The sequence below is a fragment of the Paenibacillus sp. JGP012 genome (assembly GCF_014203995.1).
GTDB classification, from domain to species: domain Bacteria; phylum Bacillota; class Bacilli; order Paenibacillales; family Paenibacillaceae; genus Paenibacillus; species Paenibacillus silvae.
Genome location: NZ_JACHKG010000044.1, coordinates 1 through 22,059, shown reverse-complemented (window position 1 = coordinate 22,059; position 22,059 = coordinate 1). Strand labels below are relative to the sequence as shown.

Annotated in this window: 20 protein-coding genes and 8 tRNA genes; all 28 read right to left on the bottom strand. The window is 47.6% G+C overall.

Features of this window, described 5'->3' with window-relative positions; translation table 11 throughout:
* Positions 1 to 73: 73 nt before the first annotated feature.
* The 28 genes from HNR77_RS27995 to HNR77_RS27860 all read right to left on the bottom strand — a co-directional run bounded on the left by HNR77_RS27995 (position 74) and on the right by HNR77_RS27860 (position 21,929).
* On the bottom strand, positions 74 to 970 hold the full coding sequence (locus tag HNR77_RS27995; protein WP_145335912.1) for an ABC transporter permease: 897 nt from the start codon (positions 968 to 970) through the stop codon (positions 74 to 76).
* 103 nt (positions 971 to 1,073) lie between these two features.
* Positions 1,074 to 2,660 (bottom strand): extracellular solute-binding protein, encoded by a 1,587-nt coding sequence (locus HNR77_RS27990; protein WP_184191112.1) that lies wholly within the window; start codon positions 2,658 to 2,660, stop codon positions 1,074 to 1,076.
* Between the two features lie 495 nt (positions 2,661 to 3,155).
* A complete protein-coding gene (locus tag HNR77_RS27985) occupies positions 3,156 to 5,417 on the bottom strand; it encodes a helix-turn-helix domain-containing protein (protein WP_184191110.1) in 2,262 nt (753 codons plus the stop codon).
* A 266-nt stretch (positions 5,418 to 5,683) separates the two neighbouring features.
* A complete protein-coding gene (locus HNR77_RS27980; RefSeq protein ID WP_111270248.1) occupies positions 5,684 to 6,631 on the bottom strand; it encodes a ribose-phosphate diphosphokinase in 948 nt (315 codons plus the stop codon).
* A gap of 90 nt (positions 6,632 to 6,721) precedes the next feature.
* On the bottom strand, positions 6,722 to 7,561 hold the full coding sequence (gene hisJ / locus HNR77_RS27975; protein WP_184191108.1) for a histidinol-phosphatase HisJ: 840 nt from the start codon (positions 7,559 to 7,561) through the stop codon (positions 6,722 to 6,724).
* Between the two features lie 14 nt (positions 7,562 to 7,575).
* Positions 7,576 to 8,319, bottom strand: coding sequence for a bifunctional phosphoribosyl-AMP cyclohydrolase/phosphoribosyl-ATP diphosphatase HisIE (gene hisIE, locus HNR77_RS27970; RefSeq protein ID WP_184191106.1), 744 nt, complete (start codon positions 8,317 to 8,319; stop codon positions 7,576 to 7,578).
* Positions 8,312 to 9,073: an imidazole glycerol phosphate synthase subunit HisF gene (gene hisF / locus HNR77_RS27965; RefSeq protein ID WP_184191104.1), complete on the bottom strand. Its 762-nt coding sequence runs from the start codon at positions 9,071 to 9,073 to the stop codon at positions 8,312 to 8,314. Before hisF ends, hisIE begins: the two co-directional genes overlap by 8 nt.
* A 28-nt stretch (positions 9,074 to 9,101) precedes the next feature.
* Positions 9,102 to 9,836, bottom strand: a complete 735-nt coding sequence (gene hisA, locus HNR77_RS27960) for a 1-(5-phosphoribosyl)-5-[(5-phosphoribosylamino)methylideneamino]imidazole-4-carboxamide isomerase (RefSeq protein ID WP_111270252.1) — start codon at positions 9,834 to 9,836, stop codon at positions 9,102 to 9,104.
* A 44-nt stretch (positions 9,837 to 9,880) separates the two neighbouring features.
* Positions 9,881 to 10,504 (bottom strand): imidazole glycerol phosphate synthase subunit HisH, encoded by a 624-nt coding sequence (hisH, locus tag HNR77_RS27955; RefSeq protein ID WP_184191102.1) that lies wholly within the window; start codon positions 10,502 to 10,504, stop codon positions 9,881 to 9,883.
* Between the two features lie 3 nt (positions 10,505 to 10,507).
* The gene (gene hisB / locus HNR77_RS27950; protein WP_184191100.1) at positions 10,508 to 11,149 is read right to left on the bottom strand and encodes an imidazoleglycerol-phosphate dehydratase HisB; all 642 of its coding nucleotides are present in this window, start codon (positions 11,147 to 11,149) and stop codon (positions 10,508 to 10,510) included.
* Positions 11,142 to 12,446 carry a histidinol dehydrogenase gene (gene hisD / locus HNR77_RS27945; protein ID WP_184191098.1) on the bottom strand — a complete coding sequence of 435 codons (1,305 nt, stop codon included), beginning with the start codon at positions 12,444 to 12,446 and terminating at the stop codon, positions 11,142 to 11,144. Before hisD ends, hisB begins: the two co-directional genes overlap by 8 nt.
* A gap of 84 nt (positions 12,447 to 12,530) precedes the next feature.
* Positions 12,531 to 13,190 carry an ATP phosphoribosyltransferase gene (gene hisG / locus HNR77_RS27940; RefSeq protein WP_184191096.1) on the bottom strand — a complete coding sequence of 220 codons (660 nt, stop codon included), beginning with the start codon at positions 13,188 to 13,190 and terminating at the stop codon, positions 12,531 to 12,533.
* A 1-nt stretch (position 13,191) separates the two neighbouring features.
* Complete coding sequence (locus HNR77_RS27935; RefSeq protein ID WP_184191094.1) at positions 13,192 to 14,382, bottom strand: ATP phosphoribosyltransferase regulatory subunit; 1,191 nt, start codon at positions 14,380 to 14,382, stop codon at positions 13,192 to 13,194.
* 510 nt (positions 14,383 to 14,892) lie between these two features.
* Positions 14,893 to 15,456, bottom strand: a complete 564-nt coding sequence (locus tag HNR77_RS27930; protein ID WP_229730039.1) for an acyltransferase — start codon at positions 15,454 to 15,456, stop codon at positions 14,893 to 14,895.
* Positions 15,453 to 16,109 (bottom strand): pyrophosphatase PpaX, encoded by a 657-nt coding sequence (gene ppaX / locus HNR77_RS27925; RefSeq protein ID WP_184191092.1) that lies wholly within the window; start codon positions 16,107 to 16,109, stop codon positions 15,453 to 15,455. The genes HNR77_RS27930 and ppaX overlap by 4 nt, the downstream gene beginning before the upstream one ends.
* Before the next feature lie 6 nt (positions 16,110 to 16,115).
* Complete coding sequence (gene lgt, locus HNR77_RS27920; protein WP_184191091.1) at positions 16,116 to 17,162, bottom strand: prolipoprotein diacylglyceryl transferase; 1,047 nt, start codon at positions 17,160 to 17,162, stop codon at positions 16,116 to 16,118.
* A gap of 166 nt (positions 17,163 to 17,328) precedes the next feature.
* Positions 17,329 to 18,267 carry an HPr(Ser) kinase/phosphatase gene (hprK, locus tag HNR77_RS27915; RefSeq protein WP_110898811.1) on the bottom strand — a complete coding sequence of 313 codons (939 nt, stop codon included), beginning with the start codon at positions 18,265 to 18,267 and terminating at the stop codon, positions 17,329 to 17,331.
* A 345-nt stretch (positions 18,268 to 18,612) separates the two neighbouring features.
* The gene (locus HNR77_RS27910) at positions 18,613 to 19,737 is read right to left on the bottom strand and encodes an ABC transporter ATP-binding protein (protein WP_184191089.1); all 1,125 of its coding nucleotides are present in this window, start codon (positions 19,735 to 19,737) and stop codon (positions 18,613 to 18,615) included.
* Positions 19,738 to 19,840: 103 nt separating this feature from the next.
* Entirely contained in the window at positions 19,841 to 20,170 is a 330-nt protein-coding gene (locus HNR77_RS30720) for a PucR family transcriptional regulator (RefSeq protein ID WP_184191087.1), read from the bottom strand.
* A 53-nt stretch (positions 20,171 to 20,223) separates the two neighbouring features.
* Complete coding sequence (locus HNR77_RS27900) at positions 20,224 to 21,036, bottom strand: hypothetical protein (protein ID WP_184191085.1); 813 nt, start codon at positions 21,034 to 21,036, stop codon at positions 20,224 to 20,226.
* 156 nt (positions 21,037 to 21,192) lie between these two features.
* Positions 21,193 to 21,265, bottom strand: a tRNA-Lys gene (locus HNR77_RS27895).
* A gap of 6 nt (positions 21,266 to 21,271) precedes the next feature.
* Positions 21,272 to 21,357: transfer RNA gene (locus HNR77_RS27890), tRNA-Tyr, on the bottom strand.
* Between the two features lie 11 nt (positions 21,358 to 21,368).
* Positions 21,369 to 21,441 (bottom strand) — tRNA-Phe (locus tag HNR77_RS27885).
* 23 nt (positions 21,442 to 21,464) lie between these two features.
* A tRNA-Asp gene (locus tag HNR77_RS27880) sits at positions 21,465 to 21,542 on the bottom strand.
* A 9-nt stretch (positions 21,543 to 21,551) separates the two neighbouring features.
* A tRNA-Thr gene (locus HNR77_RS27875) sits at positions 21,552 to 21,627 on the bottom strand.
* Between the two features lie 5 nt (positions 21,628 to 21,632).
* Positions 21,633 to 21,708, bottom strand: a tRNA-Val gene (locus HNR77_RS27870).
* A gap of 12 nt (positions 21,709 to 21,720) precedes the next feature.
* Positions 21,721 to 21,794: transfer RNA gene (locus tag HNR77_RS27865), tRNA-Met, on the bottom strand.
* A 43-nt stretch (positions 21,795 to 21,837) separates the two neighbouring features.
* Positions 21,838 to 21,929: transfer RNA gene (locus HNR77_RS27860), tRNA-Ser, on the bottom strand.
* Positions 21,930 to 22,059 lie beyond the last annotated feature (130 nt).

Below are 22,059 nucleotides of genomic sequence, written 5' to 3'. Positions count from 1 at the left end.
GCGCACAGCTCCTTTACTAATGGTCTATATATACAACAAGCCGAAGGGCGTACATCTTATTGCTCTTGTGAGGTTAAAGAATACCTTCTCCCGTCGTTTTCTTCGAGATATAGTTGGAACCGAGGACAAAGATCAATCCAACAACTGCCTGGAATAAGCCTACAACCGTTGCAAGTGTATACTGCCCGGATTGTATACCCATTCTATATACGAAGGTACTAAGTACATCGGAATATTCACGGACAGCCGTATTACCAATAACGAAAGGCCGGTCAAAACCGATGCTGACCATATTTCCAAGATTAAGGATAAGCAAGGTTACAATGGTTGGTTTAATACTTGGCAGTGTAATATGCCAAATTCTCTTCAGCCGCGTTGCGCCATCAATCTCTGCCGCCTCGAACAATTCCTTGTTCACACCGGTTAATGCAGCCAGATATAGAATGGTTCCCCACCCAGCGCTTTGCCACACACCTGTAAACAGGTAGGTAACAAGCCATGGATTTTTTTCTGTCAAAAATGGAATGGAATTCAAGCCCATGCTCTCCAGTATTCCGTTTACCATACCGGATTGGTTGCCAAACAACTGGTATACAATCCCCCCGATGATAACCCAGGAGATAAAGTGAGGAATGTACAGAATGGTCTGTGAAATTTTCTTAAACCATTTGAATCTTACCTCATAGAGCATAATCGCCAGAATAATTGGAGCAGGGAATGAAACGATCAGATCAAGAAAATTCAGCATAAACGTGTTGCGTAATGTAGTGTAGAAATCCGGCATTGCAAATACCTCGCGAAAAGCATCGAAGCCGATCCATTCACTACCGTTAATCCCTTGGAACAAGTTGAAGTCTTTAAAAGCAATTTGCACACCATACATCGGTCCATAACGGAAAATGATAAAATAAATCAGAGGCAATGAAATTAACGCATACAGCTGCCAGTATCTCTTCAAGTATGTGGTCATGTCTCTCTCTCCTCCTCACAAACGAAGAAACGTTATGCCGCCGCCTGAGCGACGGCACAAGCCTCCTCGAAACACTTCAATTTACAGACATTTCATTTTCTGCTTATTGTTCAGCAGCTTCCAATTCTTTTTTCAGCTCAGATCCGCCCAAGGACATGTAGTCAGCCATTTCTTTTTCATATACGGCATCGAATTCTTCAGGTTTTGCCATTGCTGTTTTTACGATGATAACGTCCAACTTGTCTGTCAGTGCTGTGCTGTACTTCATCTCTGCCTGAATTGGCTTGCTGAAGACAATTGGTCCAACCGTATCTGTGTTTGCAACTTCAAGTGCTTTTTTCAAGATTTCCTGATTGGCTGGAGGGAATCCCATAATCCAAGCTTTTTCATTCATTGCTTGATCACCCAGGTTTTTACCGTTCGAGATAATCGCTGTATCACCTGCGTTGAACAAACGATCTTTTGCTTCTTGAGTAGCGTCTGCTTTAGCAACCGGAATGCCGTCTACCAGATCATAGTTCTCGCCTTCCACACCATCATAAATGGCAGTGAGGTTTTTATCGGATGCCATCCAATCCAGATATTTAATCGCTTCTGCCGCACGTTCGCTGCTCTTCGGAATCATGATGTACATACCATTCGATCCATAACGGGACTTGATATGTTTTCCATCAGCATTAGCATTGGTGTATGCGTCCACCGGAGCCAGGTTGCTGTCCGGTTTGTTTGTTTTCAACAGATCATACGAACCATCTGGCCAGAAAATAGAGTCAACATCTTCAGAGAAGAAACCCGTATTTCCGTTTGCAATGTCTTTATTTAACTGGGTTTTATCCTTATCCAAGCTGAAGTCCTTACTGATCAGGCCTTCGTTGTACAGCTTGTTCAAGAACTGCATAGATTCTTTGAATCCTTCATGCAGAGGCAATTCATAGCGTTGAGCATATGTTTTATCCCCAGCGATTGGCTTGATGAAAGAGTAGATCAGCGGCTCATAGGAAGCCGGTGCAAGCGCAAAACCCATAGGAATGTTTTGACTTCCCACCTGGCCAGGATCTTTTTCTTTAAATGCTTTCAAGGTGTTGTACAGCTCATCTGTTGTTTGAGGTGCTGGCATTCCCAGCTTATCTAACCAGTCTTGACGAATGAAGGAGCTGTACCGAGCTGTAATCGCACGTTTACCCGGAATAGCGAACTGCTGTCCCTCCACTTGACCAAACTTTAATGTATCTTCGCCCAAAAACTTTTTCAGATTCGGTCCATACTGATTAATCAGATCACCTACATCTGTCAAACCGCCTTGTTGTGCATAGCGGTAAAACACGCTGGAGTCATAAACGAAGACAATATCCGGAACGTCCGAAGCACTAGCCATCAGGACATTCAGCTTGGTTACTTCCTCAGAACGTTGAACAGGTACGAATTGTACGTCAATGTTGTTCGGATCACCAAAGTTCTTTTGAATCATTTGAGAGATAAAGTTGTTTGAGATCGTGTACTGGGAAGGTGTTTTCCCCCGGTCGAAAAGCTCCACCTTTAATGTGACGCGTTTTCCATCACCAGCTGCTCCGCCCTCTGCTGATTTGTTGTCTGAAGATCCGCACCCCGCAAGTAGTGAGACACCCATTACTGCTGTAAGTGCCAAACCCATCAACTTCTTTAGACTCCCTTTTCTTGTCATTCTGTTCATCCCCTTTGGCTTTACGTGAATGTTTTAAAGCTTGCCCTGAGTATTCCATACTATTGTGATCCCAGACAACAGACTAAATTCGGGTACATCGGTAAAAGAGTTTCGGTTTGCCTCATATGCTTATTTTCGCAGACTGCCAAAATGCCTGAAAGCCTTATCGCATAAGGCTTCAACCGTGTTTCCCCCTTCTTTGTGTGTAAGGTATGGATAAACCATTTTCCCACACTGACTAAATTCGTAAATAACATTTCGATGTAATGATGGTACATCTTCTGACATAGTGATGAAAGTACCATGTATATTTCAATGTTTTTCAAGCGCTTTCATTTTGATGATGTAAAATAAACAAAACAAGGTGAATCGTTGCATGTGATATCTCCGTACATTCTGGAGACTCATTGCAATGATTCACCCTGATTTTAGAAATCACCACTTCAATCATGTGCGAAAAACTGACACATTCACTTGATTTTGATTCCTGAATTTTGCCCCTGCTCACTCATCGGCTGCCTTCGGGTCTTTCTTCATCCGACGGTAATCCCCAGGTGTAATGCCTGTGACTCTTTTGAATACACGTCCAAGTGTAATGCCATTCGCATAACCAACCTTCAAAGCGATATCTTGTAATGAATAATCTGTATTAAGCAGCAGCTTCTCCGTTTCTTTCATTCTCAATTCAGTCACAAAGTCAACAAACTTCATATTGAACTCGGTTTTAAACAAATAGCTGGCATGTTTGCCTGATATCTGAAACCGATCACTTAGATGTTTCAGAGACAGATCGGGATTGGTGAACTGCTCCTCAATATAATTTTTCATCTCGTTAACCATGGCTTTATAGCTCTTTGTTTCAGTAACAGCGACGTACGTCCGGAATAGGTCCGTCAGACTGTCAAACAGCAGTACCTTCACCTCTTCTAACGATTCTGCCTCTTCCATAGCTACCAGCCAATTGTTGATGTTGTCCTCGGACAATTCTCTCTGTAGACCTTCTGACATCATGGAGACTTCCCGACTGAGCATCTGAAGCATAGCCTGAATCAGGGAACGAATTTCATCATCCGGCAGTTTATTTCGCTCGAATTCATTGAAGATATCCTCAAGCTGCTCTCTCCACTGTCCACTCGACATTCTGAACCGTTTAACAAAGTCTGCAATCATTTGCAAATACGTATAGGTTTCCAGCAGCGGATGCTGCATTTCACTTGTCTCTGCTTCACCCACATCACCATTCATCAGCAACTTCCGCTGCATCACCGCTTCTGCAGCTGTAAACGATTGATGGATCGCCCCAATTCCTTCCGCGACAGGTCCAATGCCAAAGCTGAGGGAAATTCTAAGATTCTGCTCTACCCAGGATTTGCATTCCTCAGCAACAATCCGGATCTGCTTGGATAGATCCTGTCCCTGCTGATCGTCTTCCTTCGAAAAGAATAAAATAGCAATCCGATCAGCGCTGATCCATTCTGTCCAGCATTGTACTTCCGTATCTCTGGACAGCTCCTGCAGTACATTCATCAGAGCGAATTTTAGCGTGTTTTGCTCTCCTCTGGTGAATTTCTCCTGAAAGCCCTTCTCGTAGCGGTTAATATCCCCTACAACTACGATAAAACGAGAGGCTTCATGAGCCCCATCAAATGGGGATACCTCGTATAGCTGCCCGGCAGCATTGTCCACATGCTCACCGTGCAGCAAAGCACTAAACAGCTTACTCCGCTGCATAAGTACATTTTCGCGGCTCTTTTTATCATAATCCATCATATGATTGATCAGATTTTCAAGCACCCCATCGATCATCTTCATCTCGTCCATACGAGCACCGGATTGTTCAAATGCCCGAATCTGCTGGGATTCAATCCGGTTCATAATAATCTGAATCGGCTTATAGTTTCGCCGGGTCACATACACGAGATAAATAATTGCACCGATCACCGTCAAGACGGCAATGAAAACCCAGACATACGATACGACAGAAACCCAGCCGAACAAATTACCCGCCTTGATGCCACTGGTAAGAGTCCATCCCAATCGTTCTAGAGGCAGCTCGTTTAACTTGGTACCATCCATTGCACCTTCATTATCGGAATGTGCATTATAGATGACCCTGCCCTCCTGATCGGTAATCGTCAGGAAAGAGAGCTTTCCATTCACCATACTGTCCACGCTCTGCTTGATGCTGCTCATCTTGATATTGATGACTAATGCACCCTCCGAGCCAAAAGGCAAGGGCATTTCTTTGTTGACGGTCAACACTTGTACCGATGTCTTTTGCACATCGTCCCATTCAATCTCCCGGACAGGCTGCCATCCTTGACCTATATTACCTTTTACAATCTGACTGATCCATTCTTTGTCTCCGAAGCTCTCCACTTCTCTTGAACCACTCACCGTTATCACGCGCTCATGTTGCTTGTCATAGAGGTATATGGACTGAATCCATGAAGAAGAGTTAATCATCTCACGTAAGTTTTGTGCAATGGTATATACCGTATCCGAATTGTTTGGATTATTGTCGTTAAAATAACGCCTGTATGCTGGCTCATATTGCACTTTCTCTGTTACAGCCAGTTCAATGTCCCGAATCGTATGATCCACCGTTGTCGCAAGATAACTGGAAGATATTCGGTCAGCCTTCCGGGTTTCTTCTTTGGAAATATCATTAATGAAGACAAAGGCACTAAAAATGATGATGGTCATCGTAAAGAAAAATATAGGGAAATATGAAAAGAGCAATCGATAGTACCAAGTGCGCGACAATAGACCCCACTCCTCACTCCACGATGCCAACGTCCATTAGCCGTGGTTCTACTGTTTATTTTCCGTATCCAATCCATTGTGGATGCATCTATATAAAAACGCTATCATTTCTTGATTTTATGTTTATTATATCACAAGCTATCAAACAACATGGCACGGAATTGATTGCATGGGGTTAAAACAAAAATACCGTGCTGAGCTGAAAGCACTCAGACACGGAACGTGAACTGGATCGGGCTATGAATCACCCGGATATAGCAAGGAATCTAGATACCTGAATCCTTAAAGAGTGTAGCCATAGATCCGCCATCAACAATAATACGTATGGCTCGTGACAGCATCGGTGCAACGGGTAATACTTTAAAACATTCTGGATGATCCTCCGGCAATGCAATAGAGTCTGTTACCACAACCTCGGTAATGGATGGATGATTTAATTTGCTTACCGCCCCATCCGAGAACAAGCCGTGAGTTGCGCAAACATATGCGTTCTCTGCACCTCGTTCCTTCAGGCCTTCAACAACATTCACAATGGTTGTTCCTGTATCGATCAGATCCTCGATAATGATTGGCGTTCGTCCTTCAACGTCTCCAATAACATGCGTAATGATTGATTCGTTATGGCTTGGACGTTTCTTGATCATGATCGCAAATGGAGAATCGAGACGATTCGCCAGCTTCTCCGCCATCGATGCCCGTCCAGCATCAGGAGAAACCACAACCGGGTTTTTGATCTCTTTGCTAAGCAGGTATTCACTAATCAAGTCCAGTGAGGTCATATGATCGACTGGAATGTTGAAGAAACCCTGAATAGCAGCCGCATGCAGGTCAATCGTAACCACACGGCTTGCTCCAGCTGTCGTTAATACATCTGCAACCATCTTGGCAGAGATCGGCTCACGCGGAGCCGACTTCCGCTCTTGACGAGCATAACCGTAATACGGAACGATAATGTTCACCGTACGCGCCGAAGCCCGTTTTGCCGCGTCAATCATAACGAGCAGTTCGACAAACAACTCATTAATGGGATGAGACAAAGACTGTATCAAAAATACATCACAATTGCGGATTGTTTCTTCGTAATGAACGTATATTTCTCCGCTCTTGAACCGGGACAGCTTGATATTGCCCAGTTGCACGCCCAGCTTGTCACATACCTGTTCTGCAAGCTTCGGGTTAGATGAACCGGAAAAAATACGTAACGAATGCTGCATAATGCCCTCCCGCGGGTTATACCCGATCATAATTCCTTGTATAGTTAAGTTGGAAAATCCAACCTGTATAAAAGGTTCATTTCCCCCTTATTATACCCCACTGCTGTCTACATTTAAAGGAATGAACGAACGCTGACGGCCTTCAAACACAGCCACTTGCGTACAGCCGAGTTCATGTAAAAGGGCCTCCGCCTCAGGTAAATGATCTCCCAGCTTCATTGGATCATGCGCATCCGAGCCCATAGTAAGTGGAATGCCCAGGCGAATCGCTTCCATGAGCATTCTCCGGCTTGGAAACATCTCCGCACACGGCTTGGACAGACCGGATGCATTCAGCTCCATCGCACAGCCGCTTTGGGCAATAGCCTTCAGAGCCGCATTCTCCAGTGCAACACGTTCCTCGGTCTGTTCAGGCGAAGGCACATATCCGAATCGTTTGATCACATCAGAGTGTCCCATGATATCATACATGCCAGTAGCAGCGGCTTTGCTTACAGCGTCATAATACTGACGGTAAACTTCAAGCACATCCTTGCCTTCCCAATGGTGCGTCTGCCGAAAATCGGTAATATCCCATTCCCCCAGGAAATGCACAGAGCCAATGACATAGTCCCATGGATAACGTTCAATAATGGAGCGAATCTGATCCTCCCAGCCCTCGATATAATCACCTTCGAGCCCAACACGAACATCAATCTGACCGCGGTACTTCTCCTTCAGAGAGAAACACTCCTCCACATATCGCGGGAGCTCTTCCATAGGCATAGCCATCTCGGGATAATATTTCGCCGGGTCTACATGCAGGAGCGGCATATGATCGGACAGCCCAATTTGGGAAAGCCCGATTTCAATCCCGCGCTGCACGTATTCTTCCAGCTTGCCAATCGCATGTCCGCAGCGTTCATGGTGGGTGTGGTAGTCTATGCGCATGTAGCGTTCGCCTCCTAATCGCGGCGCGGCCGTTCGTGACGGCGGCTCAGCTCGGACATGATATCATCCAGCGGCAGCTTGCGCTCCTGCAGCAGCACGAGCAGATGGTACATCAGGTCACTCACTTCGAGACGAAGCTCGTCATTGTCTTTATTTTTCGCAGCGATGATGGTTTCGGAAGCTTCCTCACCGATCTTTTTCAGGATTTTATCAACGCCTTTATCGAACAGATACGTGGTATATGCACCTTCCGGACGCTCGCGTTCACGCTCAGCAATGACGGATTCCAGTTCAGCCAGCACCTCAAAGCGGCTCTCAGCACTAGATGAAGATGAAGAGTCCGTACTGGAGTCTGCCGACTCTTCTGTGCCAGCTTGCCCAGCTTCATTTGCCGGCAATCCGATAATTTCATTATGGAAACAGGTCACCGCGCCTGTATGACAGGCTGGCCCTTTTGGCTTCACTTCAACCAGCAAGGTGTCACCGTCGCAGTCATATTTTAATGAAACTATTTTCTGCACATTTCCAGAGGTTGCCCCTTTATTCCATAGCTCCTGACGTGAGCGTGACCAGAACCAGGTTTCCCCGGATTCCAGCGACAGCTTCAGGGATTCACGATTCATATACGCCATCATCAGCACTTCACGGGTGTCCACATCCTGCACAATGGCAGGAACCAGCCCTTCATCCCAGCGGATGTGCTCCACAACCTGCTCCAGGGAGAGCTGCTCCCTGATCTCATTACTTACCTTAGTCACGGATTTCCACCCCTTGTTCTCTTAATTGTTGTTTTAACGCCGGAACGGCAATTTCTTTGTAGTGGAAAATCGTTGCTGCCAGACCTGCATCCGCCTTGCCTGCTGTGAACACGTCATAGAAATGAGATTCCTTGCCTGCACCACCTGATGCAATGACCGGTATACTCACCGATTCCGATACAGCCGCTGTCAGTTTCAGATCAAAGCCGTCTTTGGTTCCGTCAGCATCCATACTGGTGAGCAGAATTTCACCTGCACCCAGCTCCTCCGCCTGTTTGACCCACTCCAGTGCCTTGATTCCCGATGGCTTACGCCCGCCGTGGGTATAAACCTCCCACTCACCCCAAGCCTCGTTATACTTGGCATCGATGGCAACGACAATACATTGCGAGCCAAAGCGGCGTGCCCCATCCGCAATGATCTGTGGATTAAGAACAGCCGCTGTGTTCACTGCAATCTTATCTGCACCCGCACGCAAAATGCGTTTCATGTCCTCCACCTTGGATATGCCGCCGCCAACCGTAAATGGAATGGCAATCTCGCCAGCTGTCTGCCGCACAACTTCCTCCATCGTTTCACGGCCTTCTACTGATGCAGAGATATCGAGAAATACGAGCTCGTCCGCACCCTCGCGGTCATACAGTGCCGCCAGCTCTACCGGATCACCCGCATCGCGGAGATTGACGAAGTTCACGCCTTTAACAACCCGGCCGTCCTTCACGTCCAGACAGGGAATGATTCTTTTTGCCAGCATACTGCCTCTTCCTCTCTACCGATTATACTTACTTGTTCACCAGACGCACAGCTTCAGCCAGATCAATACTGCCGGTGTATAACGCTTTACCCACGATAGCTCCGCCAACTCCGTCATCTGTATGGCGACTCAAGCGAAGCAGATCATCCATCACACTGACACCGCCAGAAGCAATAACTGTTCGTCCGCTCGCTTTGGCAAGAGACACAATGGCTTCAACATTAGGCCCCTGCATCATGCCATCACGGGAAATATCCGTAAAGATGAACGTTTCCGCTCCATAAGCAGCCAGCTCTTTCGCCAAAACCTCAGCCTGGACCTCGGAAGTTTCAAGCCATCCACGAGTGGCCACATATCCGTTACGAGCATCTATACCAATAGCTACTTTATCACCATAACGTCCCAATACTTCTTCCGTAAAAGCACGGTCCTCGATCGCAGCCGTTCCGATAATCAATCGGCTTACACCAAGCTCCAGCAAACGTTCAACATCTGCAACTGTACGAAGTCCGCCGCCTACCTGAACAGGCACATTCACTGCCGAAGCAATGCGTCCGATCAGCTCGTCGTTAACGGGACGTCCTGCTTTAGCACCATCCAGGTCTACGAGATGGACATATGTACCGCCTTGCTTTTCCCAATCCAGCGCAACCTGAACCGGATCATCGTTATATACCGTTTCCTGATTATAATCTCCCTGTATCAGTCTTACACATTTGCCGTCCCGGATATCAATTGCCGGGTATAAAATAAAAGATGACATACAAGGCCTCCTGAGTATGGATTCGAGTTCAATTCAAGTTCAATTCAAAGTATCGGCGAGCCGGTCAATGACAGAAAATTGCCAAGCAGCTTCATGCCAAGCTCGCCGCTCTTCTCGGGGTGGAACTGCATACCGAAGTTTGATCCTCTGCCTACAATGGCTGTAACCGGGTGTCCGTAATCCGTAACTGCCAGCAGATCCTCTTTGCTCTCAGTTAATGCATGATATGAGTGCACAAAATAGACATGTTCTGCATCCAGCCCTGTGAACAACCGATTCTCGGGATGAAGGAATTCCAGACGGTTCCATCCCATATGCGGAACCTTCAGCTCGCCTGGTGCGAAGCGCACCACTTTTCCTGGCAGAATGTCCAGTCCCTCATGCAGACCGTGCTCTTCACTGGAGCTGAACAGCAGCTGCATACCCAGACAGATGCCAAGCAGCGGTTTAGAGCCGGCCGCTGCTTCTTTGACAACGGCATCCAGACCCGTCTCCCGCAGATGCACCATCGCATCGCCAAAGGCACCAACACCGGGCAGAATTACACCATCTGCACCCAGAATAGCCTCCCGTTCACCAGTGACCAGCGCTTCGTAGCCAAGACGTTCGACCGCTTTGCCGACGCTGTGCAGGTTCCCCATACCGTAATCGACAATTGCAATCGCCATCGTCTACAGCACTCCCTTCGTGGAAGGCACACCTGTTACCCGTGGATCAATCATCGTTGCTTCATCCAGCGCACGTCCAAGGGCTTTGAAAACCGCCTCAATCATGTGATGTGTGTTCTGACCGTAGTGCACGATAACGTGGAGTGTAATCCGTGCTTCAAGTGCCAGCTTCCACAGAAATTCATGCACAAGCTCTGTAGAGAAGCTGCCTACCTGCTGTGACGGATACTCAGCGCGATACTCAAAATGCGGACGATTGCTCACGTCGATGATTACTTGAGCCAGCGCTTCATCCATCGGAACAAACACACTGGCATAACGTTTAATACCCCGTTTGTCGCCCAGTGCCTGGTAAAGCGTCTGTCCCAGACAGATTCCGATATCTTCAACCGTGTGATGATCATCGATATCAATATCTCCGCGTGCCTGTACGTTCAGATCGAACTGACCATGCTTCGTGAACAGGTCCAGCATGTGGTTGAGAAACGGTACATCCGTCTCGATATTGGATTGTCCTGTACCATCTACATTGAACGACAACTGGATATTGGTCTCATTGGTTTTGCGATCTACCTCTGCCTGACGTACTGCCCCTTTACTTTGAACCTCTACACCATTGTCTGTGCTCTTGTTCTGGTTATCCATTGTCCGATTCCGCCTTTCCTTCCTGTTCTAACCTTACAGCGATTGCACGGGCATGTCCTTCAAGTCCCTCGTGACGAGCCAATTCAATGATTGCTGCCCCATTCTGCAGCAGCGCTTCTTTACTATAATAGATCAAGCTTGATTTTTTGATAAAATCATCCACGTCCACGGGTGAACTGAAGCGGGCCGTTCCATTTGTCGGAATAATATGGTTTGGTCCGGCAAAATAATCGCCTACCGGCTCTGAGCTGTACGGGCCGAGGAAAATCGCTCCTGCATTTTCAATCCGTCCAGCATAAGCCATCGGCTCCTGCACCATGATTTCCAGATGCTCTGGCGCGAGCCGGTTCACGACATCGATTCCTTCATCGATGGAATCGACTACAATAATGGCGCCATACTGCTCTACCGAAGCAGCGGCGATATCACGTCGCGGCAGCACATCCAGCTGCCGCTTCACCTCGGCCTGCACGGCTTCCGCCAGCACGGCCGAGTTGGTGACGAGAATGGCCGACGCCATCTCGTCATGCTCCGCCTGCGACAACAGGTCCGCGGCGACATATACCGGGTTCGCCGTGTCATCGGCGAGCACCACAATTTCACTCGGGCCGGCGATACTGTCGATATCGACTGCCCCATACACCTCGCGCTTCGCGAGCGCCACGTAGATACTGCCCGGTCCACAGATCTTGTCGACCGGAGCAATGCTCTCCGTGCCGTAAGCGAGTGCGGCGATCGCCTGCGCGCCGCCAACCCGGTACATCTCGTTCACGCCTGCTTCCGCGGCAGCCACGAGAATGTACGGGTTAATGCCCTCACCGCCGTTCGTCGCCGGCGGTGTGACAAGCACAATCTCCGGCACGCCTGCAACCTGTGCCGGAATAACATTCATCAGCACCGATGATGGATACGCTGCTTTTCCCCCAGGGACGTACACGCCGACACGCTTCAGCGGCCGAATAATCTGGCCGAGCAGACTGCCATCCGGCTGCCAGTCCATCCACGAATTGCGTTTCTGCTTCTCATGAAACGCACGGATATTGACGGCGGCTTGACGAATCGCCGTCACAAACGATGGCTCCACGGCTGCATACGCGGCCTGGAGCTCCTCCTGCGGCACGCGCAGCTGCGCAGCCGTCAGCGTAGTGCGGTCCAGCTGCTCCGTGTAACGCAGCAGTGCCGCATCGCCTTCCCGGCGAATATCTGCGACAATTCGCCGTACCGTTTCATTTTGCTCCGGTGTACCGTACTCCACTTCACGCTTCAGATCAAAATCCCGTGCTGATACAATCTTCATCCGAACACCCTCCCTTTCGGTTATACTCCCTAATCCATTCACACTATATAAGCTGTATTTTTATTTATTGCTAACTATCCTTCGCTATCTGCGCTGGCTGCCCGCTGAAACCTCATTCCCGTTTGGAATGACGTATTGGAGTGCATCACATAAAGCCTGAATGCGGGCATTTTTCATCCGGTAGCTCACTCGGTTCGCAATCAAACGGCTGGTAATGTCCAGAATCTGCGTCATTTCCACAAGACCGTTCTCACGCAGCGTCTGCCCGGTCTCCACCAGATCGACGATCCGATCAGCTAATCCAATCAGAGGTGCAAGCTCGATGGAGCCATTCAGCTTAATAACCTCAACCTGCTGTCCCTGCTCGCGGAAATATTGGGAAGCAATGCGCGGATACTTGGTTGCGACCCGCTGCTGAATGCCTGCTTTCCAGTCCGGAAGTCCAATCACCGACATACGGCACTGGGCAATACCCAGATTCAGCAGCTCATACACATCGCGATCCTCCTCCAGCAGCACATCCTTCCCGACAATGCCGATATCGGCAACGCCGTACTCCACATACGTTGGAACATCGACAGGCTTAGCCATAATGAACTCCATTCCGGCTTCAGGCACTTCAATAACCAGCTTGCGTGTATCATCCACATCCTCGGGGATATCCAGTCCTGCCTCACGGAACAGCTTGGAGGCCTTTTTATAGATGCGGCCTTTGGGCATTGCCACCTTTAGAATATCCGACATCTCAAAGTCCTCCTTTTGGTGATCCATAGATAATAACCTGTTCATCCGGGTCTGTACTAGCTCCACTTGCTTTGACTTGTCCTTGATCCGCAAGGAGAGACGTGATTACATTCTGCCCGATACTCCGCAATCTTGCAGCTTCAGCCAGTGCCTCAGCCCGGCGTTCCGGGCTGTATTCGATACGTACCGACTTCTTCTCTTCAATCGTGATGCCATGGACACCATCAATGATCCGGTTTGTTTTTAAGGCAAAACCTGTAGCCGGAAGCGCACGTCCAAACTGCTGCAGCAGATTGTCATACCGTCCGCCGCTGCATACCGGTGATCCCAGCTCTGCCGCGTACCCTTCAAACGTCATGCCTGTATAATAGGAGAAATCCCCAATCATCGTCAGGTCAATCAGCACATGCTCCGAGACACCGTAAGCCTCCAGCACCTCGAACACCGCGCATAGATGTGCAATAGACTTCGCCGCTTCAGGACTTGAACTGAGCTCGCCTGCATGAGTACAGATTTCCTTCCCGCCCCGCAGACGCAAAATGGCTTCAAGCCGCTGCTTCTGCCCAGGCTCCAGATGTAAAGCTTCAATAGATTGGCGATAGCCCACATAATCTCGTCCCAGAAGCCCTTCCTTCAACTGCTCCTGCTCTGCCGTCTGGCCCGGAATAACCTCTTCCAGCAATCCGTTCAGAAAACCCATATGACCCATCGCTATTTTAAAAGAAGATACCCCCGCAGCCTGCAACGAGGCAATGGCCAGTGCAACCACTTCAGCATCAGCCTCAGGAGAGTCATCTCCTACGAGCTCCACACCTGTCTGAAAGAACTCTGCCTCACGCCCGGCTTCCTCTTCAATCGAACGAAATACGTTCGCATGATAGGACAGACGCAGTGGCAGTTTCTCATCTTTAAGCATGGAAGACACTACACGTGCGATTGGAGCTGTCAGATCCGAGCGCAATACCAGCGTTGTTCCCCGACTGTTCAATAATTTAAACAATTTGCGATCCGATGTTGAGCTGGCTACTCCTACCGTATCGTAGTATTCAATCGTTGGTGTGATGATCTGGCGATAACCCCAGCGCTCCATGCATTCCAGTACATTACGTTCAATCATTCGCAGCTTGGATACGACATGTGGTGTGTAATCGCGAAAGCCGGTCGGTTTTTCAAAGCCTTTTGGTTTGGACATTGGTACTATTCACCCCGAGTTATGAATTTGAATGCTTGTCATTTGCATCATCTATATCATGATATCGCTCTATTTCAACAGGATTTATGTATGACAAATCCCCATTCTATGTTGTAACCCGAATTCAGTGTAAAGCCGCATTACGCAATGAGGAAGAGATCTTTTCCCAATCGCATATGTTGATCTTATAGACCGTAAATACATTTCACTAACAGATCATAAATGCACTCTCTAACATTCACTTTCGTATGGTAAAGTGCTAACAAACTAAAGGATATGGGATATGATAACATGAATCCGGCTGGAACGTCAACCAACTGGCGGGCTAACCACATTTGTTCCCTTTCCGTTCTTTTACTCCCATTACTTATCATGCCTTATGCAGCTTATACCCCCGCACCTAAACGTTCGCTGACGCTGTTAGACTTCAAATTTTGTATACGAAAAAAGCTGCCTTCAGCAGCTCTTCCTGTATGCATCCCTGTACCTCTATTTTTTGCAAATTTCAGCCTAGTGCAGCTTTCCCCGTGAAACCTCGTCCGTTTTAAAAATCATTTCCTCTTTCGCCGTCTCCTCTTCCTCTAACGATGAGGCAGATCGCTTCAGCTCACGTAAGGGATTACCTCCAACAAATGCCCCCGGAGCCACATCCTTATGAACCACTGCACCAGCAGCAACCACTGCTCCATCACCAATCGTTACCCCTGGAAGGATCGTGGTGTTCGCACCAATGAGCACATTATTTCCGATAATGACCTCACCCAGCCTGTACTCTTTAATGAGGTATTCGTGTGCAAGAATCGTCGTGTTGTATCCGATCACGGAGTTTTCACCGATCTTTATCTTTTCCGGAAAAAAAACATCCACCATAACCATCAGGCCAAAAGCCGTATGCTTCCCAACCTTCATGCCCAGCACCCGATTATAGATCCAGTTCTTCAGAGGAAGAATCGGGCAATACCGTGACAGCTGAATCCAGATAAAGTTATAAACACCCTTCCATGGGCTCACCGTCTTGTAGATATGCCAAAGCGCATTCTCGGTTTCTACGGGATAGCGGGTTACTTTTCTCATGAACGTCCCGTTCCTGTAAGGATTTTGTCCAGCAAGTCCCTCATATCATGCAAAATGTAATCCGGCTTGTATCCGCTCAGAACCTCTTCTCCTTTAAGAGACCATGCCACACCGGCAGAGAGAGCACCAGCGTTCTGTGCGGATTGTATATCCACCGGACTGTCGCCCACCATCAGCGTGCGAGCAGGATCCGATCCCAACTCTGCCATCGCTTTCTGTACAGGCTCGGCATGTGGCTTCGGATGCGTAACATCCGTTACCGTTACAATAGACTTCATATATTTAAGCAGATCGAAACGCTCCAGCACTTTCAGGGTCGAAGGGCGAATTTTGGTTGTTACTACTCCCATCGTAATGCCTGCCTGATGCAGAGCCTCCACCACCTCAATGACATAGGGGAAGGGCTTGACCATTGCTTCATGATGAATATCATTGTACGCCCGATAACCTTTGACATACTCCGATACCTCTTCATGACCTGAAAAGGTTCGCATTTGTTGCTCCAATGTGCCCCCCATATGCGGAATGATCTGTTCCCTTGTCCATGGTTCAGCATGGTCCCACCCTTGCATGACGTGCAGGAAGGAGTTGATAATCAGCTCATTAGTATCAATAATCGTTCCATCCAGATCAAACAGTACCGTGTCAATCACGTTGCATTACTCCTTTTTATCTTCAACTTGCTTAGGCTCATCTTGAGCCTGACCCGAAGTGGTTGATGATGCTGGTGTTACTTTTTGCTCTTTACCAGCTTCTGTTCCCGTGTGCTCGATATCATCGGCAGTTACCTTCGACGAAACGATCGGATCACTGTAATGTGCATCTGCTTTTCCTGTCACTCTTCTCACCACAATAAACACAACCGCGGCAACAATAATGGCAATGGCAAGCAGCTGAGAGATCCTTACGTTACCGTATGCCGGGTCCAGGTATCCCTGCTCGAATCCCAACGCCGTCATCGGAGACCACAGACCATTCACAAACGAAGCGACCCACCCCGGAGCCTGGAATGCCAGACTATCCGTACGCAGAGCTTCAATGAAGAAACGTCCGATAGAATACCAGATAAAATAAGACATAAACAGTTCACCAGAACGCATAAACTTCTGGCGACGAAGCACTAACAGAATAATCAGTCCAACAAAGCTCCATACGGATTCATATAGAAACGCCGGGTGATGGAATACACCTTCCACGTTCATTTGATTCACAATAAAGTCCGGCAGGTGCAGCTTGTCTCTTAAAAATGATTCTTCAACAGGACCGCCGTACGCTTCCTGATTGACAAAATTGCCCCACCGTCCAATCATCTGTCCTACGATGAGACCCGGTGCACAGATATCCGCCATACGCCAGAAGTTGTACCCTTTGCGGCGGAAGAAGATCACTGCACAGATGATGGCACCGATCAATGCGCCATAGATCGCAATACCACCGTTCCATATTTTGAAAACATCCCACAAGTTGTCCTTATAATCTTCCCACTTAAACGCAACGTAATAGATTCGTGCGCCAATAATGGCGGAAGGCACACCCAGCAGTACCATATCCATGAATACTTCTTGCGGGATGTTAAATCGCTTGCCCTCCCGAATAACGAGCAGCAGCCCCAGGAGCGCAGCCATACCCAGAATAAGGCCATACCAGTGAACCTTCAGAGCGCCAATGGAGAACGCAATCGGGTTCAACAGTAATAATGTATCCATTCATTCACACTCCTATCAATTCACATCTGTAAGCATGACTATGTGGAGCCTGCACGAACCTTCTTGTTTAAGGAGTACAGACGCCATGTGTCATGCTTCATTATTTCAATTATACTTGGCTTGATATTTTCTATCCTGCATTACAGCTGATCGTCAGCAGTTTTACTTAGTCCATATCTTCCATATCTTCCGAAATGGTCGCTGTCAGCTTGTTTGTGAACTGGAGTGCCGCATTAAGTCCCATCTGTTTCAAGCGATAGTTCATCGCAGCCACTTCGATGATTACAGCCAGGTTTCGTCCCGGCCGAACAGGAATGGTTACGAGAGGGACATCTGTATCAATGATACGTGTTGTCTCCTCATCCAATCCCAGACGGTCGTACTGTTTATCTTGTTGCCACGCTTCAAGGCGTACCACCAGCGTAATCCGTTTGTTATTCCGTACAGCCCCTGCACCAAACAAGGTCATCACGTTGATGATACCGACACCACGGATTTCGAGCAGATGACGGATCAGTTCAGGTGCAGTACCGTGCAATTGAAAGTCAGAGGTTTGACGGATTTCCACCGCATCATCGGCAATCAAACGGTGTCCACGCTTCACAAGCTCCAGCGCAGTTTCACTTTTACCGATACCGCTGCTGCCTGTAATCAACATTCCTACACCATACACATCACACAATACACCATGGATTGTGGCCGTTGGTGCTAATTTGCCTTCCAAAAATCCGGTAATACGGCTAGACAAGATCGTTGTCGCCATATTGCTGCGAAGCACAGCCAGATTTTGCTCTTCGCTAATATCAATCAGTTCCTGCGGCACTTCCAGTCCACGGGTTACGACGATACATGGCGTCTCCTCTGTGCATAGACGCTGCATACGTTCACGACGCTCTTGCTCAGGCAGCATTGCAAAAAAGGCCAGTTCCGTCCTTCCCAGCAGCTGTACCCGCTCTTTTGGATGATATTCGAAATAACCGGCCATTTCCAGACCAGGGCGGTTGAGATCATCTACCGTGATGAATCTTTTCAAGCCCTGGGAGCCAGAAACAACTTCCATCTGAAACTGCTGTACCAATTCGGATACTTTCACTTTTTTCGCCATTTGTCTCTTCCTTTCAGCATTCGCTGTGCCTCTTATGTACCTCAGTTCGTGTATCATTTCTTTCCATTATTAGCGCATTCACAACATGATCCAGCGTACCTATACCATGATCCAAAGCCAAGCATGTTTAGCCTCCAGCGATGATTCTTTGAGACTTTAACAAGCAGCATTTTAAGGGCAGACCTTCAAATAATCTTAAATGAATTTTGCATTGAATGCAATCGCAGCAAATTGATACGATAATCTTTAAAAAAGCCCCTTCCAGCAAGAACGGAAGGGGCTCGGTTTATAATATATAATTACGTTACTTACAGATCTCATCGTTACCGAGGATCTTCAGTAGGATTAGTCTTGAAGAAGTACGTTCACTTCAGTTTCTTTGTCAAAGATATGAACTTTGTTCATGTCGATGGCCATTTTAACTGTGGAACCATCACGAGTGTTGGAACGTCCGTCTACACGTGCGATTGTAGTGTCATTACCTACACCGCTCAAGTAGAGAAGCATTTCGTGACCGAGGTTCTCTGTTACATCTACGTGAGTAGAGAATACAGAGTTCGGGGATGCTTCCAGGAATACTGGCTCTTCGTGGATGTCTTCTGGACGAACACCCAGAATCACTTCTTTGCCAACGTATCCTCTAGATTTCAACACTTGTGCTTTACCTTGCGGGATTTCAACGTCCACACCAGGAGCTACGAAGTGAAGGCTTGCACCTTGCTCAGCCAGTTTACCCGAGATGAAGTTCATTGTCGGGGAACCGATGAAACCTGCTACGAACAAATTAGCCGGGTGGTTATACAGCTCTTCAGGTGAAGCAGCTTGTTGGATGATACCATCCTTCATAACTACGATCCGGTCTCCCATCGTCATTGCTTCGATCTGGTCATGCGTTACGTAGATTACAGTTGTTTCCAAACGTTTAGCCAGCTTTGTGATTTCCGCACGCATCTGACCACGCAGTTTCGCATCCAAGTTGGAAAGCGGCTCATCCATCAAGAAGACTTGTGGATCACGGACAATCGCACGTCCCAAAGCGACACGTTGACGTTGACCACCGGACAATGCTTTAGGCTTACGCTCAAGCAAGTGCTCGATATCGAGGATTTTAGCTGCTTCACGTACACGTTTGTCGATTTCGTCTTTTTTGACCTTACGCAATTTCAAACCAAATGCCATGTTTTGGTATACGCTCATATGCGGATACAAAGCGTAGGATTGGAATACCATCGCGATATCACGGTCTTTAGGTGCAACATCATTCACGACACGGTCACCGATATAGAGTTTACCTTCAGAAATTTCCTCAAGGCCTGCGATCATACGCAGTGTCGTTGATTTACCACAACCGGACGGACCTACCAGTACCAGAAACTCTTTGTCTTTGATGTCCAGGTTAATGTCAACTACAGTTGCTTTATCAGAACCCGGGTATTTTTTGAAAATATGCTCTAAACGTACTCCTGCCATGATTGTTGCCTCCTCAGAGATCATTTTGTAATCGAATACAATTTGTAGTTTTATAATACCCTATCGCTTGGTTATTTGACTATTCGCAAACTGCACAAAAATATCAAACCTTTTTCGTCACTTTGTACATCAGCAGCAAAAGCTGCACAATATTTGCACTTTTGAAATGTCTAACATCATATCCTATCTCTTGTTTGATTTTGTCGAGACGATATACCAGTGTATTCCGATGGATAAACAAACGCTTCGCCGTCTCGCTGACATTGCAGTCCAAACTAAAGAAGATTTCCAAGGTGGCTAACGTTTCACTATCATCAAAGAGAAGCGTGCCCTTGCCAATTTCCTGAATAAAGCGAAGCCGCTGCTTCTCCGATATACTGGCGACAAGTTGCTCCAGCTGCAGTTCCCAAGGAAGGTGTATATGCTGTGTCACGTGAAATGAACGCCCTAGATGTATGCTCTCCTGAAGAAGGGAAGCCACCGGAACTAATGCATGCTTAGGAATACAAGGCAATGATGCGGACAAATGGAATACCCTGCAAACTCACTCGCAATCAGTTCATATAATCCGGAACAAAATGCAAGAAGTGAGTCTTTGCGCGCTTCTGCAGTATCTTCATCCGCCTCCCCCGTAACCACTGTCTCGTCACTCATAAAGAGCCATTCCTGTGCGCCAAGAGGGATCAAAGTAACCTCTTCCCCGAAATAACTTTCCAGTAGTTTATTTAAAACGTTAGAGTCAACGCGCTGAGAATCAGGGGTTTCACCCTGTAATACAAAAAGCACCTTCTCTTTCTGAAACTCATCAAATGTATTGAACGGAGTCGGCAGCGGTACAGTATTGTCGGGACTGTATGTTTTAATCTGATTCTGAAGCCATCTCCCCAATATAACTAACTGTTGATCTGCATCATTGTCCTGCAGGGATACCTTAAGTTCGCTATTTATACTTGAATGGCTGCGGAGAAGCAACTCAATCAGACGACGAGTCTCCAGTGTGATCGATACCGACGGGCACCCCCAGCACACTACTGTATTCTCCTCAGGATTGCTGCCCACTCTGAAAAAAATTCGCTCTCCAGCATGTAAACTAATAATATCTGCTGACATGCATGAACCTGCCTTAGGCTCATGTTCTTCTTCATGAGTTTTGCTTTGAATAAAAAGCGGTTGATTTACTTCCAAACCGCTCAAGTTTTCAATGGATTGATTCCATTCGAGCATCGTAATTTCATATTCATCTAATGTGGTGCCTATAACGGCCTCAATTTGCTGTTTTAAATCAAGTATGTGCTTCATGTCATGAACGCCACCACTCTGTTTATTTTTATCATTATTTTATCATATCTTGCTCTGCACTGCTCTTTGGCTCCGCGACTCACATAACTATCGTCATTGTCATAAGCAAAAAAGAGTGATCGATCAAATTAATGATCAATCACTCTCTATTTAAGATGAGCCATGAAGGACTCGAACCTTCGACACCCTGATTAAAAGTCAGGTGCTCTACCAACTGAGCTAATGGCTCAAAAACTGGTGGAGGATGATGGATTCGAACCACCGAACCCGTACGGGAGCAGATTTACAGTCTGATGCGTTTGGCCACTTCGCTAATCCTCCAGGATTAAAGGTGGCTCGGGACGGAATCGAACCGCCGACACGAGGATTTTCAGTCCTCTGCTCTACCGACTGAGCTACCGAGCCATATTCATTTGTTTAATAATTAATGGCGGAACCGACGGGATTCGAACCCGCGATCTCCTGCGTGACAGGCAGGCATGTTAGGCCAACTACACCACGGTTCCAGGCATTAATGGTGCCGGCGAGAGGACTTGAACCCCCAACCTACTGATTACAAGTCAGTTGCTCTACCAGTTGAGCTACACCGGCGTATATGGTGGAGGCTGAGGGGATCGAACCCCCGACCCTCTGCTTGTAAGGCAGATGCTCTCCCAGCTGAGCTAAGCCTCCTGGGTAATATAATAGCGGCGGAGGGGATCGAACCCCCGACCTTACGGGTATGAACCGTACGCTCTAGCCAGCTGAGCTACGCCGCCATATCATAAATGTTTTTGATTGCTCGTCCATCTTAGGTAAAGATGGCGGAGAGAGAGGGATTCGAACCCTCGCACCGCTTACGCAGCCTAACCCCTTAGCAGAGGGTCCCCTTATAGCCACTTGGGTATCTCTCCAAAAGTCAATCATAACATCAACAAGGATTGCTCCTTGAAAACTAGATTCGAAACGAAACTGACGCTCATTAGACTTGCTATTGGATAAGCCCTCGACCGATTAGTACTGGTCAGCTCCATGCATTGCTGC

Excerpts from the sequence above, each read along its gene's own strand:
- HNR77_RS27980 (WP_111270248.1), bottom strand. The coding sequence starts at position 6,631 with ATGCAGCATTCGTTACGTATTTTTTCCGGTTCATCTAACCCGAAGCTT.
- hisD (WP_184191098.1), bottom strand. The coding sequence starts at position 12,446 with ATGAAGATTGTATCAGCACGGGATTTTGATCTGAAGCGTGAAGTGGAG.
- hisA (WP_111270252.1), bottom strand. The coding sequence starts at position 9,836 with ATGTCATCTTTTATTTTATACCCGGCAATTGATATCCGGGACGGCAAA.
- hisG (WP_184191096.1), bottom strand. The coding sequence starts at position 13,190 with ATGTCGGATATTCTAAAGGTGGCAATGCCCAAAGGCCGCATCTATAAA.
- HNR77_RS27935 (WP_184191094.1), bottom strand. The coding sequence starts at position 14,382 with ATGTCCAAACCAAAAGGCTTTGAAAAACCGACCGGCTTTCGCGATTAC.
- HNR77_RS27910 (WP_184191089.1), bottom strand. The coding sequence starts at position 19,737 with ATGGCAGGAGTACGTTTAGAGCATATTTTCAAAAAATACCCGGGTTCT.
- HNR77_RS27900 (WP_184191085.1), bottom strand. The coding sequence starts at position 21,036 with ATGAAGCACATACTTGATTTAAAACAGCAAATTGAGGCCGTTATAGGC.
- HNR77_RS27990 (WP_184191112.1), bottom strand. The coding sequence starts at position 2,660 with ATGAACAGAATGACAAGAAAAGGGAGTCTAAAGAAGTTGATGGGTTTG.
- hisH (WP_184191102.1), bottom strand. The coding sequence starts at position 10,504 with ATGGCGATTGCAATTGTCGATTACGGTATGGGGAACCTGCACAGCGTC.
- hisF (WP_184191104.1), bottom strand. The coding sequence starts at position 9,073 with ATGCTGGCAAAAAGAATCATTCCCTGTCTGGACGTGAAGGACGGCCGG.
- HNR77_RS27995 (WP_145335912.1), bottom strand. The coding sequence starts at position 970 with ATGACCACATACTTGAAGAGATACTGGCAGCTGTATGCGTTAATTTCA.
- hisB (WP_184191100.1), bottom strand. The coding sequence starts at position 11,149 with ATGGATAACCAGAACAAGAGCACAGACAATGGTGTAGAGGTTCAAAGT.
- lgt (WP_184191091.1), bottom strand. The coding sequence starts at position 17,162 with ATGGATACATTATTACTGTTGAACCCGATTGCGTTCTCCATTGGCGCT.
- hprK (WP_110898811.1), bottom strand. The coding sequence starts at position 18,267 with ATGGCGAAAAAAGTGAAAGTATCCGAATTGGTACAGCAGTTTCAGATG.
- hisJ (WP_184191108.1), bottom strand. The coding sequence starts at position 7,561 with ATGCGCATAGACTACCACACCCACCATGAACGCTGCGGACATGCGATT.
- HNR77_RS27930 (WP_229730039.1), bottom strand. The coding sequence starts at position 15,456 with ATGAGAAAAGTAACCCGCTATCCCGTAGAAACCGAGAATGCGCTTTGG.